This window comes from Iningainema tapete BLCC-T55, from assembly GCF_014698965.1.
Lineage (GTDB): Bacteria > Cyanobacteriota > Cyanobacteriia > Cyanobacteriales > Nostocaceae > Iningainema > Iningainema tapete.
In genome coordinates this window covers 132,449-147,826 of the sequence record NZ_JACXAE010000048.1, presented here as the reverse complement: position 1 = coordinate 147,826, position 15,378 = coordinate 132,449, and the positions used below count along the sequence as shown (strand labels likewise).

Sequence of the window (15,378 nt, the reverse complement as noted above, 5' to 3'; positions counted from 1 at the left end):
CGTCAAGTGGGGGACAAAGGTGGGGAAGCTACTTCTCTCAATAATATCGGGAAAGTTTACGACGATTTAGGAGAAAATCAGAAAGCACTTTCATATTACGACCAAGCACTGCCGTTGCATCGTGCAGTGGGGGACAAAGGTGGGGAAGCTACTTCCCTCAATAATATCGGGGCAGTTTACTCAGGTTTAGGAGAAAAGCACAAAGCACTTTCATATTACGACCAAGCACTGCCGTTGTATCGTCAAGTGGGGGACAAAGGTGGGGAAGCTACTTCTCTCAATAATATCGGGAAAGTTTACGACGATTTAGGAGAAAAACAAAAAGCACTTTCATATTACGACCAAGCACTGCCGTTGCTTCGTGCAGTGGGGGACAAAGGTAAGGAAGCTACTTCCCTCAATAATATCGGGGCAGTTTACGACAATTTAGGAGAAAAGCACAAAGCACTTTCATATTACAACCAAGCACTGCCGTTGTATCGTGCGGTGGGGGACAAAGGTGGGGATGCTCGAACCCTCAATAATATCGGGGCAGTTTACGACGATTTAGGAGAAAAACAAAAAGCACTTTCATATTACGACCAAGCACTGCTGTTGCTTCGTGCGGTGGGGGACAAAGGTGGGGAAGCTATTACCCTTCGTAATCTGGCTTTGCTTGAAAGCAGCAAAAACAACTTACTTGCAGCACTCACTCATATCGAGGGTGCGATCAATATCATTGAAGACTTACGTACTTTAATTGTCTCTCCAGATTTACGCACTTCCTATTTTGCATCAGTGCAAGATTATTATCAAATCAAAATCGACCTGTTGATGCAACTGCACAAAAAAGACCCGTCAATGGGATACAATGCACAAGCACTGCATATCAGCGAGCGATCGCGTGCTAGGGTACTTTTAGAACTCCTTACCGAAGCTAAAGCAGGTATCCGTAAAGATGTTGATCCTAAACTCTTGGCAGAGGAAAAACGCTTACAAGAATTAATTGATGCTAAGGAAAAACTCCGGTTCGATCTAGTTAATAGTCGCAAAATTAAAGATCCCATTGCCCTAGCCAGTGCCAGTAAGCTGGAAAAAGAAGTCTCAGATCTCATAAACCAACACAAAGAACTGCAAACCAAAATCCGTACCAGTAGCCCTAAATACGCAGCGCTGAAGTATCCCTCTCCACTAAAGTTACCCGAAATTCAGCAACAAATAGATAAAGATACCCTATTATTGCAATATTCCTTAGGTGAAAAACGCAGCTATCTTTGGGCAGTGACTCAAACCAGCATTACCAGTTACGAACTACCAAAACGTACCGAAATCGAAGCTGCTGCTAAGAAATTTTATCAGTTGTTGAATAACTCAGGTAATAATCTTTACACTAGAAGAGGAATTAAAGTGGAGCATGGTTCTGCATCAGGTTCGGCGAATGTCAACTTGGCGCTCAAACTCAGTCAAATGCTTTTACAACCAGTCGCCGCACAATTAGGAAATAAGCGGCTGTTGATTGTCGGTGATGGGGCGTTGCAGTATGTGCCTTTTGCTGCCTTAAGCGATCTAACAAAGCAAACTCAACCTCTGCTTATCAACCATGAAATCATCAATCTACCTTCCGCCACAACTATCGCCCTTCAACGCCAAGAACTCACAGGACGCAAAGTTGCGCCAAAAACCTTAGCCATCCTTGCCGATCCCGTATTCAGCGCCGACGATGCGCGAGTCACTGGAAAACCTGTGGGTATCGCCCCTGACCTCGACTTACAACAGTCTACCCTAAAACGGGCGGCAAAAAATCTCAACCGCAACTCATGGGAGCGACTAGAAGGGACTCGCACTGAAGCACAGACAATTTCACAACTTGTCCCCTCATCAAATCGCTTAGAGGTGTTTGATTTTGATGCCAACTACACCTGGGCAAATAATCAACAGTTGCAACAATATCGCTACATACATTTTGCTACCCACGGTTTCGCTGACAGCACTAACCCAGAGTTATCAGGTATTGTCCTCTCGCTTTTTGACAAACTTGGTAAACCTGTTCGAGGCTACCTAAGGTTGGGTGACATTTTCAACCTCAACTTACCCGCAGAACTGTTAGTACTTAGCGCCTGTGAAACCGGGCTAGGAAAGGAAGTCAGTGGAGAAGGATTAGTAGGCTTGACAAGAGGGTTGATGTATGCAGGTGCGGCAAGAGTGGTAGTGTCGTTGTGGAAAGTTGATGACTTTGGTACAGCAATGTTGATGCAGGAGTTTTACAAACAGATGTTGCAGCAAGGGAAGTCGCCTACTGCTGCCTTACGTGCGGCACAACTGAGTATGTGGCAGCAACAACAATGGCAAAATCCTTATTATTGGGCTGCATTCACATTACAAGGTGAGTGGCGATGATAGGAAATACTTGTATGGCATTGCAGTTGTATGTAATTGCATAACTAGGCTCAGCCTGGAAACAAGTAACCAATGAATGAATAAAGGAGAAATTAGCAATGAATAACTTGAACATGAAACAATTTGCTCTATTTTTAGCGGGAATTCTCAGTTTGACGATTTTTGGTACTTTAGTATCCGTCCAAGCTCAGACTGAATCTAAACAGAATACCCCACCGAAATTGATCAAAGTCCAAGATGCCGCGAATATGAAGTTGCAAGGCAATGGTAAGCCTTTCTTGCCTCCTAATTTAAGCCAGTCAGATAAACCGAATGAGGGAGGAACGCGGACAGTAATTGGCAATGATGATCGTGTCCCTATGACTAGCAAAAAATATCCTTGGTCAGCAATTGGTCGCGTTCAAGGAATAAACGCCGACGGTCAAGGTTATCATTGTACAGGAACCTTAATTGCCTCAGATCTAGTCTTGACTAATGCCCACTGCGTCATTGATCCTGATACCCATAAATTAAGTAAAGAAATCCTTTTTCTACCGAACTTAATTAATGGTGATGTGGATAAGACAGATATAGCAGTTGTAGAGCGAGTTGTTGTTGGTACAGACTTTAAGGATAGTAGTGGCGATGTAAATGATTGGGCTGTTGTAAAACTTAACAAGCCCCTTGGGCAGAAGTACGGTTATTTAGGATGGAAATCTTTGCCATCTTCTTTCTTTACTGAGAACCCAGAGAAAGTCGTCTTTGCTGGCTACTCTGGTGACTTTCCCGATCCCCGGAAAAAACCCTATCAGGGTTTCAACGCCGGTCCTGGAATGACTGCGGGAGTTCACTTTAAATGTAGCATTCTTGGAGAACAGGAAGGAATTTTGTTACATAACTGCGACACTACTGGTGGTTCTTCTGGAGGTGCAATCCTTGCTTCAATTAATGGTCAACCTCACATTGTCGCTCTTAACAACGCTGAAATTCGTGGGAAGGTGAACCTGGCTGTGAAAATATCTTTCTTAGATCGTTTATTTGGACTCGATTAATGCACCAAAATTAACAGGAATGGTGCCGTACTCCTGGTTAACGCAACGGCAATATTGGGTCCGGAAAATCCACACCCCAATTTGCCTACCCTACGCTTAAAATTTATTTATATACATAATTTTATTTGCGCTTATCCACTTACACTGGGAAATACAGCAGCAAGTTAATGGCGTAAACCCCACCCAGCCCTCCCCTTTCCAAGGGGAGGGCTCGGGAGGGGTAGTGTACCTCACTAAGATGAAAAGCGCTATAAGAACTAAGAAAATGTTGAGGTTTTAAAATAGGAATTCCGTTAAATAGTTCATCGTTCGCCATCACGCTGAATCAAATAATCCAAAATTCTGTCTAATCTTTCTACTGCTGCATTAGTAGAAGCTTGCCCATCTGCAAGTCGCCCTTGTTGCTCTACAAGTCGCCCTTGTTGCTCTGCAAGTTGCGTTTGTACAACAGTCATCCTTTCCATGCTTTGAGCGAGCGATCGCTGTGATTCTATCAGAGCTTGTTGTGATTGCGCCAATTGTGAGACTTGATCCTCAACTCTGTCAACTCTCCTAATTAGGACATCCATTGATCTAGCTAATTCTAGCTGAGCTGTCGTTAAAAACTGAGTAGTCTGTCCGAGTTGGGTAAGCTGTCGGCTGTTTGATTCTACCAATGCTTCTATACGGTCTAGGCGGTTAGGATCTGAATAGCTCATAAATAAGTGAAAGTCAACTTTCTAAGTAAATTTTAAGTTATAAATCGTTAGAATGACGGAAGCAAGGTTTCTACCCGTTTTTATAAAGTATAAAATAACACAATTTTTCTAGATTTTACAACACTTAAATTATTCCAACTCCAACAATCAATATCTTCAAAATCTAAAATCGCGCAACTAAAATCCAAAATTACAACATGAACCAAGTAGATTACTTACGCATTAGTTTAATTGACCGCTGTAACTTTCGCTGTCAGTACTGTATGCCAGAGGGAGCGGAGCTAGACTATATCTTGAGGCAACAGTTATTAACAGATGAGGAACTGCTCACCCTCATTAAAGAAGTATTTATCCCTGTGGGATTTACGCGGTTTCGTTTAACTGGGGGAGAACCTCTACTGCGTCCTCGTGTGGTGGAGTTGGTAGGAGCGATCGCCACCCTCCCCCAAACCCAAGATTTATCTATGACCACCAACGGTTTTTTACTTGCTCCAATGGCACAAAACCTGTATAATGCAGGTCTACGAAGAATTAATATTAGCTTGGACTCCCTTGATTCAGACACCTTTGACCAAATTATCGGCAATCGTGGTCGTTCTCAATGGGAAAAAGTTTGGCATGGCATTCAAGCTGCATACAATGTGGGATTTGATCCACTTAAACTTAATGTAGTGGTGATCCCCGGCGTCAACGACCATGAAATTCTTGATCTTGCAGCTTTAACCATTGACAAACAATGGCATGTCCGGTTTATTGAATTTATGCCCATCGGTAATGCTGATTTGTTTGGCGATCGCGGTTGGATACCTTCTGTTGAGTTGCGCCAAAGCATTAGTCAACGTTGGGGATTGACAGAATCTCAAATTCGTGGTAATGGACCTGCTGATGTGTTTCAAATTCCTGGAGCAAAGGGAACACTGGGATTTATCAGTCAGATGTCAGAGTGCTTTTGCGATCGCTGCAACCGGATGCGTCTTTCTGCCGATGGCTGGTTGCGCCCTTGTTTATTAAATGAAAATGGTCAAATTGATTTAAAAACCGCTTTGCGCAACGGTGTCAGTACTTCTGTATTGCGAAATCAAGTAAAAGACTTGTTAGAAATCAAAAGCGAAATCAACTATAAACAGCGCTATTCAGGTAGTAACGAAGGTATTTATACTCGGACTATGTCACAAATTGGGGGATAATCATTTGTCCAAAGTCTTTTGCAAATGACAAATGACCAAGGACAAATGACTCTTAAGCTTGTCGTGAGTAGTATTCCACCACGAGTAGTTCGTTAACTTGTAACGCCACCCACTCACGTTCAACTACAGCATTAACTTTACCAACCAATTTGTTTTTGTCAAATTCGAGATGGCTGGGGAGGTTAGCTAAACCGGGGTATTGTAAGTTATTTTCTACCAATTGCTTGGATTTATCGCGATTGCGCACAGAAATTTCTTCGCCCGGACGGCACTGGTAACTGGCAATATTAACAACACGACCATTAACTGTCACATGTCCGTGATTTACCAGTTGACGGGCAGCGGGAATTGTCGGTGCCATACCCATGCGGAACACTGTATTATCCAGACGCATTTCTAGCAATTGCAGCAGCACTTGCCCGGTAGAACCAGTTACACGTCTTGCTTTACGCACGTAGCGCAGCAGTTGTTTTTCTGTTAAACCATAGTTGAAGCGGAGTTTTTGCTTTTCCTCCAACCGGATGGCGTATTCAGAACGCTTCTTGCGGTTTTGACCATGTTGTCCTGGGGGATAAGCGCGTCTGGCGCTTTTACGGGTTAATCCTGGTAAGTCTCCCAGGCGACGTACAATTCTTAGGCGTGGCCCTCTGTATCGGGACATGAGTTTCCTTAATCTAATCCTGCTAAAATTTTACTCAGACATACAATGAGTGAAGCTCCCTTAGCTATAAAGCAAGTGAAGCCAGAGGATTATTGATACCTTGCGGTAAGTCCGCTAGCATGGCGTGTGAACAAGCGCCTGCCTTAGGTATTTTGACCCTCAAAATATAATATTATATATGCATTATGGGTAGTAATGCAAGCAATAACATTCTATTAAATTTTAGCAGTGCGAAAGTGTATTGTGTGAACACCTCAGAGCTTAGGTTTGTAAGCTAGCATATCCTTGGGTGTTTGGAGAAATATAAGTAATGTTAAAGAACAAAAACAGTGAATATCCCTGCTTACTCAAGTTTGGCAAACTGCTGAGCAAATCGTATTCTAAATCGACGAGACTTGTTGTACCCTTGTTAGCTGTGGCTGGATGGGTAGCAACGAGTTCACCGAGTGTGGCTGTTACCGCTTCCTATAGTAATGATTACCGTGTTTGTGCAGCAAGACTTTTAAGTGTGGGGATCACGGCGGAGAGTGCATCTCAAGCTTGTGCGACAGCATTGCGTCCTAATGATTTATCGGCGTGTGTGTATAGAATACAACGGCAAACGCAAATTCCCGCAACTGATGCGTTGTCACCCTGTCGTCAAGCACGGCGTCCATTGGACTTATCCACCTGCGTTACTGGTATCAATCAATACACTAAAGAAGCAGTAAACCCAGGAGTATTGGGTTATTGTGGTCGTAGTTTATCACCTGTGAGCTTTGCTCAATGCGTAGTTGGATTGCGTGCAGAAATTGACTTTGCTACCAATCAAGCGCTCGAAAGTTGTATCGATGCAGGCGATCGCATCAGTGGATTTTTGCCTAACTTTATACCAGCAACTAATCGAGGAGTGGAATTCAAGCCTACTTTTGATACAACGCCTAGTCCTGCTGTGAAACCTCCCATTACCGCACCTTCAACTACGCCAACACCTGTGGTGCCTCCTGTGACTGCGCCCAATCAGAGTCAACCTAAAGAGCGGTAATTCATACTCACTCTCAACAGAACACAGAACTTTGAACGCATAACTCAGAATATTCTGACGAGGGTGTTCTTAGTCCTGAGTTCTTTTTTCGCTCCATTTTAGTCTTCTTTTGAGCCAAACACCATTTGTAGAATCATTGGTTTTCCCCCGTCTTGGTGATATTTGTCTGCCCAAGCGCGGATTACCTCGTCCAATTCTTCCTTAGCTTGATCCATTTTTTCTGGTGGAATATCTAATTCCTCTAAAAGACGCATTGCATTTGGTTGCCTTTCTGCCCAGTCTTTCATCATGCGGAAGTACCGAGCGGTATCTTCCACCATGATGTAAGTGCGTTCTTGCTCGTCGGCTGGAGCATAAAAAGGACGAGTCAGAGCGTAGAAAGGCATTCCCCAAGGAGAATCAATACGTGTGACTGTACCAGAGTATAACAGACGACGTTTAATATGTTCTGCCAAAGCTTCACTTAAAGGCATCTGGTGTCCTTCGGGCAAGTCTTCCTGCGATCGCCTGTGCAAAAACTCAATCAATTCCAGAAACTCAAACGAGGTAATAATTTGAGCATCGGGCAAATTCGGTGGTAGTTTCTGCTCAATTTGCTTTTTTTCATCTGATGTCAGACTTGTTCCGGGAACACGCGAGCGCCCTGGTTGCCAAGGAAACTTTTCCATCCAGACGTAGGGAAACTGAATCAGATAGCGTGGTTCTTGAGAACCGAGCATCTTCAGCAGTTTACCTTCAGTTAGTGCCTGTCTAACTTCCTCGACGATAATTTTCACCCGCTTTGGTTCGAGGTGATGTAAATGTCCTGTCATCCGCAGGTTTTGTCCCTGCTCGAGATAGGTCATATATATAGCACATTTTGCTGCCGTAGCCGCTGCATCTAAAAAAGCCCCATGTCTGTGCCCGCTTGTTCTCATAGCACTAAATGCTAGGTAGAGCATGATCTGATCCATAGCACTGGGGCCTAGACGCTTAATCAGATCTACGTCATTACTCATATTACAAATTGTTGAATAGCACGTTTACAAAGTTTTCAGTCAAAGCAAAGTAAAAATGAAACTATGTAGTATACACCCGACCGTCAGTAAAGTTTTCACATACTTGATGATTCAATTATGCATTAATTATGACGACCAATGGTTTTCATAATCTGTGAGTTTATCCGTATTGTCTTGCATAAAGCAAGTACTGTTTGCCTCGGTGTTTCCACCTTAAGGCTGATTTTATACGGATTTTTCCGCTAGAGCAACTATTCTATCTTCTGTCTTCGTGCAGTTTTTCGAGACAGCGATCGCTTTGGGGGACTGACTAGATAGTCCAACAATGCCGTTCTTGTATGTATCTGCCTTGCTACAGAAAGAACAGTTTCTGGTGGGATCATTGGCACTAAAGCAGTTGGGGAAAATATGTTTTAAAAAACAATTATATTTTCTCAACAATTTATTCTAGTGCTGACTCCAACCCTGCCAGAACATCTTGGCGATAGCTCTGCTTTTTTGTCAGCGTGGGAATGAGCGTGAAAACCGGGTGTCTACGATGTTTGTCAGAACTTGTTTCGCTCAGCTAACCGTACTGTCATAGATATTCCTCCAGTATAACTGGAGAGCGTGCAAGTAGTCAGCTGGCAAATTCTGATTATTTCTAGCAGCAGTGTGGGCGCGGCACGTCTCGATCTGCCGCTGAAATTTTTGCGGTTGCATATTTTTTGCCAAAATGGGGAACTTGTTTGAGGGGAATTCATACACCTCAAATAGAGGAGATCATTCAAGGTTCTAAATACCTTTGATTTTTAACAACATTTCTGCTAATCCTATCAATATAGACTAGTTTGATATGTTAGTAGCGATACAAAATTAGTTAATTGTATCTATTATGCAAAAAAGTTCTGTTAAATAATTAATGAAGTTCAGTCACACTCTGGTATTTACTACAAGTCTAATTTACTCAAATTGAATAAAAAAGTTAATTTTTGCTTGCCACATCTGCTGAAAATACTTGTCACTCTTATTGACAATACCATCAATCAAATGCAGAAATCAGTCATGATTAATATACAATTAATTTAAATACTTGTAATTGGTTGTAGTGCTGTCTATATTGTAGTTACACCCATCAACACGGAAAAATTTGAGTCAACTATAGAAACGACTTCAGACGGGCGTGACTCCTGACTCCTACTGAAATAATCACGAGAATATCAAGTCAAATTAAGCCATCAGCTTTGCTGCATTGATGCCTTGGCTTTTAGTGTTGAGCCTATATTTTCTATGTTCTAGGATAAATTCGTAAATCGGGAAAGTTTGTTAGCTCTTTGCATTTTTTCATAACTGAAACTAGCTGCGCCCAGAGTAACTAGTAACACTCCTAAAATTTGCAGAGGTGGTAAAGTTTCTTGAATAATCAAGCCGGCGAAAATTACTGTTAAAACTGGAACACTGACACCAAAAATAGCCGAACGTGCTGCACCAAGTTTGCGAATCCCAAAATGATTCAGCACATAACCGCCCAGTGTTAGTACCCCCAAAATCAAAGCACTTAAAATTATTTCTAGCAATTTAGCGCGGTTAATTTGGAAACTCCAAGTTGCAGGTAACGGGAGTATTAAACCGATGAATGATAGCAGCAGCATGGTAGCAAAGTTGATTAAGGTGAAAGAAACTGGATGCAATTTAGCTGCACATATGCGCGTGAGAACTACGTAAAAAGCAAAAGCAATTCCTGCACCAATGGCTGAGCTAGCTCCCAACCAGATATTACCCTGTAGCACTGTGCTACCCAACAACAGCAGCAAACAGCCAAAACTAATTGCGGCGATCGCACTGGTATTATATAAGCTCAGTCTCACTGTGCTTCCCACAGTGTTAGATGAGTCTTGGCGCAGCATCCATGACAATAGCCCGCTCACAATTGGGTAGATGTAGAAAAGTGCGATCGCAACTCCTGTGGGAAATTGACCAATGGCGAGATATAGTAACACTTGAGACAAAAACAAAAAGCATCCGCTGATTGCCGATAAAATCAACACTCTCTGATTTGTGACATTTGCCCCAGTGCGCGAATCTTGTACCGAGTCCAGCAAGTTTTGTAAGTCTTGCCATACTCTAGGATGTAGTATGGGAGCTAGAAGTGACATTAGTGGTACAACCACCAGCATTCGTAGCATCATAATGAATAGAGAATTTCCCAAAGTCGGCGTCAGCAAACGTTCTACTTGAAACAACCCAAACATTTGGATTGAGGAGTGAAAAATCACTTTAATAGCGACGTTGTAAACAGAAGAAATCACTGTTGACAACACAATCAGCCATAAACCTGAACTCAAGAGATTGAGAGTTCCAGGTAACCGAGGCGAAGAAGATAGCGATTTCTTTTCTTTAGGAGTTGTATCTGTTACAATTGGAGTAGATTGGGAACTGGTATCTTCTAAATAAACCTCTTCATTAGCAGAACTTTCGGGAATAGTAGGGCTAAGTATAAATTCGGCAGGCTCTAACTCTTGGATGGGAGAAGATTCTTGTTTTTGTTCTACTGTTGCACGCAGACGATTCACTAACTCTGCTAGAATCACTTCTCCTTGCTGCTGTTGAACCGACATTCGAGACAACTGTTGAGAAAGATTGCTTTGGTAGTTTTTCAGATCCTGTTGCAGTACCTTGTAGGCAATGGTAACAGAGTCATCAACTGCACCAAGCAGTTTTTCTGCGGTACTTCCACTTTCTGTTTCGCCAACATTTGAAGGATGCTGCATCGTCTGGTTAGCTAAATTCTCCAACTGCGACTGTAGTTGTGCGGATATGTGATTAGCCAATACTTGCGCTAACTGACGCACTAAAGCTTGTTGTTCATTTATCTGTCGCCCTTGCTGTACATGTTCTTTCTCATCTTGCAACCGTTTAATATCCTCAACTAGCCGCATTTTTTCCATCTGTAGCCGCTTTACATCTTCCTGCATCGACTTGAGTAGAGTGCGCTGGATGATTTGCAATTCCTCAGTCACAGCTTTGATAGCTGTTTGTGCAGTTGCAAACGGCTCGTTTTCTCGTGGATTTTGTGATCGATGATCAAATCGCCCCATTAGTCTCTAGCCTCTCACCCCTTGACAACCAAGTAGCATCATGCTAACTTGATCGGCGGTTGTGTTATTAATGTTTCCTGTATTTTGTCAGATTAACTGGACAATTTTCCTCAACTCTGGTCAAAAGATATTTTTTTAGGAAAAAAATATCACCTCCTAATCAAAGGCTTTCTGGATTTGGTCGTTGGGAACAAAGGTGCTATTTATGTCATTGTGAACCAGAGTAATAACTGGGTAATACATATAGCTAAACTATTGCCACAACTATGCTTTTATATGAGCATGTACGACTCAAAGGAGGAACTTGCTCACAGGTAAGATGAACCTTAAGTTCAACCCACTCCGATCAGCATTGTTGCGGTGATCATGACGATAAAATATATGATACATTTCACACCATAATTTTCACCAGAGGATAATTACCCCCCATCGGTGACACACCTCTACTGACTATTAATCGTCAATGGCTCACACTGTGTGGGTTTTCGGCTTCAGTTTTTAATTTTTAATTTGAATTTTTTGGCAGAAATTTAGGGCTAAACCAACTATTGCCCCTACAATTACTTGTATATTAGACCAAAAAAACTGTTTTATTTTTTAATTTTTAATTTGCATTTTCAGTTACTAAACGAGCGATGCTGAAGATGGTAGCGCATAAAGCTGCACTCAAGGGAACTGTAACTAGCCATGCAGCACCAATCCCTTGGAGGGTTTTGAATTGCAGTGACTTGGCGTTTTGCACCAGCCCAATCCCAACTACACCGCCAACGAGGGCATGAGACGTAGAGACAGGTAAACCGATTCGAGATGCTAGTAAGATAGTGGTTGCAGTAGCAAGTTCAGCACAAAATCCACTGCTTGGTTGTAACGTAATAATGCTTTCACCAATGGTAGCAATCACTTTTTTACCCCAAACGGCTAAACCACCAACAATCCCAGCCCCGCCAACTACTAAAATCCAGATGGGGATGGTAATGCCATTTAATGGTACTCTACCAGTACTATTTATGTAGGCGATCGCCGCTAAAGGAGCGATTGCATTCCCAACATCATTAGAACCATGAGCAAAAGCCACAAAGCAAGCACTCAATAATTGATATCGCCCAAAGGTACGCTCAATCAGAGGCAGGGGAGTTTGTGAGTTTGTGAGTTTGTGAGTTTGTGAGTTTAAATCTCGCCAACTGTAAAAGGTTAGTCCCACTGCTGCGACAATACCTGTGATGATGGGAATATCATGGGCAGGTAGATTTAAACCAAATTGCTCAGTTAAAAAAGTTGTTATCCCCTGAGTTAGTGTTGGCAGTACTATGACGCCAAAAACTCCTAGTAAAAGCGCACTCAACCAGGGTATCCATTCAGATAACTGTGCTAACTGGTTCGGTTGGTCGAGAATCCAGCGTTTGATTTGACTGTATAATAAGGCGGCAATTAAACCACTAATTACTGGTGTCACAATCCAACCAAGGGTAATTTTCCCAATTGAAAACCAATCAATTGCTTCTAATCCTAATGCTACCCAACTAAATCCAGCGATGGCACCTACAACTGCATGGGAAGAAGAAACAGGTAACCCCCAAGAGGTAGCAATTTGCAACCACAAACCACCTGCGAGTAGTACTGACACCATCCCAGTAACTAAGATTTGCGGTGCATCTACAAACAAAGCTGGATTAGCGATTTGTGTCGCTAGCGTTTGCGATACCTCTTGCCCAAATAGTACTGCACCTGTAAATTCTAACACCCCAGCAATGATCAGTGCCTGTTTAAGTGTAACCGCTTTGGAACCTACGGAAGTTCCCATCGCGTTAGCAACGTCGTTTGCACCTAAATTCCAAGCGACGTAAAAAGCAAGTAGGGCGACTATGATAATTAACATTTCTTTTACTTTTTCAGGAAGATTGCTAATGGCTAATGGTTAATTGCACTATTAGCCATTAGCTGTTAGCCAGTCTTCTGTTACGGATAAATCAAAATTTTATACGTTTCCTCTGTCGGAGCGATCGCTCTTTGCACTGCTGCTGTTAAATCTTGTAATGGGTAGCGATCGCTAATTAAAGCTTGTACGTCAATGCGTCTATTAAAGACAATATCAGCTGCTAGATTCTGAAGACGGTATGAAGAACTGTAACTTCCCATCAAATCAATTTCCCGTCTGTAGAGAATATTTGGGTTAATCGGGATTTCTATTTGATCGGGAAATTCTGCGAAGAAGAGTATTTTACCACCTTTGCGGGTACAGTCAAGGGCTTGAAAGAAAGCTTTATCACTTGGTACAGCAAGTATTGTAACGTCAACACCCATACCATCGGTAAGAGCATGAATTTTTGCAGGTAAATTGGCGTCACGGGCATCAAAGGCTGCCTCTGCGCCCACACTGATAGCTTTCTCAATGCGGGATGGAAGTAAATCAGTAGCGTAAGCTTTTGCACCAAAGTACTTCACTAACATAATAAACATTAACCCAATCGGTCCTGCACCAGTAATCAAAACTGTTTGCCCTGGAGCAATTTGGGCTTTTTTCACTGCTTTGAGACAGCAGTTAGTTGGCTCGACAAAACTGGCTTCTTCAAAGCTAACGCGATCGGGGATCGGAATTAGCCCCCCATTGCGTACAATATGACCAGGAACTTTAACATACTCAGCAAAACCACCGCCACTAGGTGCAAATCCTGCTGTAGTACAAATATTCTTGTATGTGTCACACATGGAGAAATTATCATTCATACAGTAGCCACAACGCATACAAGGGATGTGGTGCATCACCGCTACTCGTTGCCCAACTTGCCAACCTTGTACTTCAGCACCAACTGATACAATAGTTCCCGCAGTTTCATGTCCAAAAATCCGTGGCGGTTCATACAACGGATAAAGAATTTTTTTGATATCCGATTGACACAACCCTACCACCTGTACCTGCACCAGCACTTCATCCGCTGCGACTGTAGGTACTGGGATATCTTCGTAAGATAGTTGATTAACGCCTCTAAATACTTGTGCTTTCACGTTGATTTTTTATCGCTCGACGTTAATAGATTTACCACTAGAGGTGTTCTTTAAGCCATGATTTTTATGCTATTTCTTGCTCTAGGCATAGGGAAGAAAACCCAGGAGTCAAACACAACTAAGCATAGAAGCCGAACGCACGGGCGCGGTTTATCAAAGCAATCTTGGGCAGACATCGTTCATTCAGGTGTCTGCCCAAGAATGTGTCTTTATTAATAGCTGTACTAGAATTAACTAGCTGTTGGGAGGCTGAGTTGATGAATGTTGATCAAGCAGCCCCTCTTCTACCATGCATTTAATAACCCACTGTCGAAGCTTCTCCGAACGATTGGGCAGTGACCTTAAAATCTCATCATAGGGGTCTGGAATTGCAAAAGAATGCGGGGCTTTTCTAGATACTCCAACGCCTGTCGGTTTGAATTGCGTAGGAATGCTTCCTTCTCTAGCCATTTCTATATTTCCTTTTAGTACTTGACAACCCGCTTTTATCAGGGTTTAATAAATAAAAAGGTTAATAACCACCGCCTACCTCGACCAAAAGCTAAGCGGTGGGTTTCAAACAAATAATATCCACATCAAGCCGATGGAACGGCTTGGACATAGACTATGTACCAACATAATATCAAAAGTTCTCATAAAGTAACAATAGGTATGCTGCGCCAGAACGTCAAAGACCTGCTAGGCGTACTAGATACCAAACTGGTCAAGAAGTGGGCAATAGAGCATGGTCTTGGCAAACTGGACATGCGGCGCAAATACTGCTGGCAGATGGTGTTAGATGCCATATTCGTAGCGATCTTCAAAGGTGATAGGAGCCTATGCGGCGGCGGTATGGGTTATGAACAACTTGAGTGGGCACAAGCAGCTTAGTGTGCTGATAAGCCAGCTTCTTCGCTCATCGAGATGAGCTGCTGCAAAAATTGGCTCCGCTTCACATCCCGTTGTTCTTTGTATTTCATCAAATCGGCAAAAGGAATGCGTCGATGGGAACCGACTTTGATGTAAGGAATTTCTCCCTGCTCTAATAATTTAATAAGATAGGGGCGTGATACGTTGAGAAAGTCAGCGGCTTGTTGTGTTGTCATTTCGCAGTTTTGTGGGATTACAGATATTACTTGTCCTTTGACAAGAGCGTGAACTACATGATGTAACACCTGGTAGAGTGACTCAGGAATATCTACTTGTTCTCCATTGGCTCCGACTAATTTCGCACCCCCCTCAACGTTAGTGAGCATGTGTGCTATCTGCCGCAACGCTTGAGCTTCTTGTGGCGCTGTTACTGACTCTACTGATGCACTATTCCCGTGGATGATGGTCATTTTC

General features: G+C 42.7%; 12 protein-coding genes. 5 read left to right on the top strand and 7 right to left on the bottom strand.

The window, feature by feature from the left end; all coding sequences use genetic code 11:
- Both ICL16_RS13410 and ICL16_RS13405 read left to right on the top strand, forming a co-directional pair.
- A partial coding sequence (locus ICL16_RS13410; RefSeq protein ID WP_190828357.1) for a CHAT domain-containing protein occupies positions 1–2,376 on the top strand: 2,376 nt, incomplete at its 5' end.
- A 98-nt stretch (positions 2,377–2,474) separates the two neighbouring features.
- Positions 2,475–3,407 carry a trypsin-like serine peptidase gene (locus tag ICL16_RS13405; protein WP_190828355.1) on the top strand — a complete coding sequence of 311 codons (933 nt, stop codon included), beginning with the start codon at positions 2,475–2,477 and terminating at the stop codon, positions 3,405–3,407.
- Positions 3,408–3,709: 302 nt separating this feature from the next.
- On the opposite strand, the gene ICL16_RS13400 is transcribed toward ICL16_RS13405, so the two are convergent.
- The gene (locus ICL16_RS13400) at positions 3,710–4,105 is read right to left on the bottom strand and encodes a hypothetical protein (protein WP_190828353.1); all 396 of its coding nucleotides are present in this window, start codon (positions 4,103–4,105) and stop codon (positions 3,710–3,712) included.
- A 197-nt stretch (positions 4,106–4,302) separates the two neighbouring features.
- Here ICL16_RS13400 and moaA point away from each other — a divergent pair, with 197 nt between their 5' ends.
- Positions 4,303–5,292, top strand: coding sequence for a GTP 3',8-cyclase MoaA (gene moaA, locus ICL16_RS13395; RefSeq protein WP_190828350.1), 990 nt, complete (start codon positions 4,303–4,305; stop codon positions 5,290–5,292).
- Between the two features lie 52 nt (positions 5,293–5,344).
- Here moaA and rpsD read toward each other — a convergent pair whose 3' ends face one another.
- Positions 5,345–5,953 carry a 30S ribosomal protein S4 gene (gene rpsD, locus ICL16_RS13390; protein WP_190828348.1) on the bottom strand — a complete coding sequence of 203 codons (609 nt, stop codon included), beginning with the start codon at positions 5,951–5,953 and terminating at the stop codon, positions 5,345–5,347.
- A 310-nt stretch (positions 5,954–6,263) separates the two neighbouring features.
- On the opposite strand from rpsD, the gene ICL16_RS13385 reads away from it, so the two are divergent.
- Positions 6,264–6,977, top strand: a complete 714-nt coding sequence (locus ICL16_RS13385; protein WP_238360759.1) for a hypothetical protein — start codon at positions 6,264–6,266, stop codon at positions 6,975–6,977.
- Between the two features lie 98 nt (positions 6,978–7,075).
- Here the strand turns inward: ICL16_RS13385 and hetR are convergent, their stop codons facing one another.
- From hetR to ICL16_RS13365, 4 genes are all read right to left on the bottom strand, one after another.
- Complete coding sequence (gene hetR / locus ICL16_RS13380; RefSeq protein WP_190828346.1) at positions 7,076–7,975, bottom strand: heterocyst differentiation master regulator HetR; 900 nt, start codon at positions 7,973–7,975, stop codon at positions 7,076–7,078.
- A gap of 1,274 nt (positions 7,976–9,249) precedes the next feature.
- Positions 9,250–11,052: a DMT family transporter gene (locus ICL16_RS13375; protein ID WP_190828344.1), complete on the bottom strand. Its 1,803-nt coding sequence runs from the start codon at positions 11,050–11,052 to the stop codon at positions 9,250–9,252.
- 604 nt (positions 11,053–11,656) lie between these two features.
- The gene (locus ICL16_RS13370; protein WP_190828342.1) at positions 11,657–12,928 is read right to left on the bottom strand and encodes an inorganic phosphate transporter; all 1,272 of its coding nucleotides are present in this window, start codon (positions 12,926–12,928) and stop codon (positions 11,657–11,659) included.
- Positions 12,929–13,008: 80 nt separating this feature from the next.
- Entirely contained in the window at positions 13,009–14,055 is a 1,047-nt protein-coding gene (locus ICL16_RS13365) for an alcohol dehydrogenase catalytic domain-containing protein (protein ID WP_190828340.1), read from the bottom strand.
- 606 nt (positions 14,056–14,661) lie between these two features.
- Here ICL16_RS13365 and ICL16_RS13360 point away from each other — a divergent pair.
- Positions 14,662–14,925 (top strand): hypothetical protein, encoded by a 264-nt coding sequence (locus ICL16_RS13360; RefSeq protein WP_190828338.1) that lies wholly within the window; start codon positions 14,662–14,664, stop codon positions 14,923–14,925.
- Here the strand turns inward: ICL16_RS13360 and ICL16_RS13355 are convergent.
- Positions 14,922–15,374, bottom strand: coding sequence for a helix-turn-helix domain-containing protein (locus ICL16_RS13355; RefSeq protein ID WP_190828336.1), 453 nt, complete (start codon positions 15,372–15,374; stop codon positions 14,922–14,924). The genes ICL16_RS13360 and ICL16_RS13355 overlap by 4 nt on opposite strands.
- Positions 15,375–15,378: the final 4 nt, after the last annotated feature.

Excerpts from the sequence above, each read along its gene's own strand:
- ICL16_RS13405 (WP_190828355.1), top strand. The coding sequence starts at position 2,475 with ATGAATAACTTGAACATGAAACAATTTGCTCTATTTTTAGCGGGAATT.
- ICL16_RS13400 (WP_190828353.1), bottom strand. The coding sequence starts at position 4,105 with ATGAGCTATTCAGATCCTAACCGCCTAGACCGTATAGAAGCATTGGTA.
- moaA (WP_190828350.1), top strand. The coding sequence starts at position 4,303 with ATGAACCAAGTAGATTACTTACGCATTAGTTTAATTGACCGCTGTAAC.
- rpsD (WP_190828348.1), bottom strand. The coding sequence starts at position 5,953 with ATGTCCCGATACAGAGGGCCACGCCTAAGAATTGTACGTCGCCTGGGA.
- ICL16_RS13385 (WP_238360759.1), top strand. The coding sequence starts at position 6,264 with ATGTTAAAGAACAAAAACAGTGAATATCCCTGCTTACTCAAGTTTGGC.
- hetR (WP_190828346.1), bottom strand. The coding sequence starts at position 7,975 with ATGAGTAATGACGTAGATCTGATTAAGCGTCTAGGCCCCAGTGCTATG.
- ICL16_RS13375 (WP_190828344.1), bottom strand. The coding sequence starts at position 11,052 with ATGGGGCGATTTGATCATCGATCACAAAATCCACGAGAAAACGAGCCG.
- ICL16_RS13370 (WP_190828342.1), bottom strand. The coding sequence starts at position 12,928 with ATGTTAATTATCATAGTCGCCCTACTTGCTTTTTACGTCGCTTGGAAT.
- ICL16_RS13360 (WP_190828338.1), top strand. The coding sequence starts at position 14,662 with ATGTACCAACATAATATCAAAAGTTCTCATAAAGTAACAATAGGTATG.
- ICL16_RS13355 (WP_190828336.1), bottom strand. The coding sequence starts at position 15,374 with ATGACCATCATCCACGGGAATAGTGCATCAGTAGAGTCAGTAACAGCG.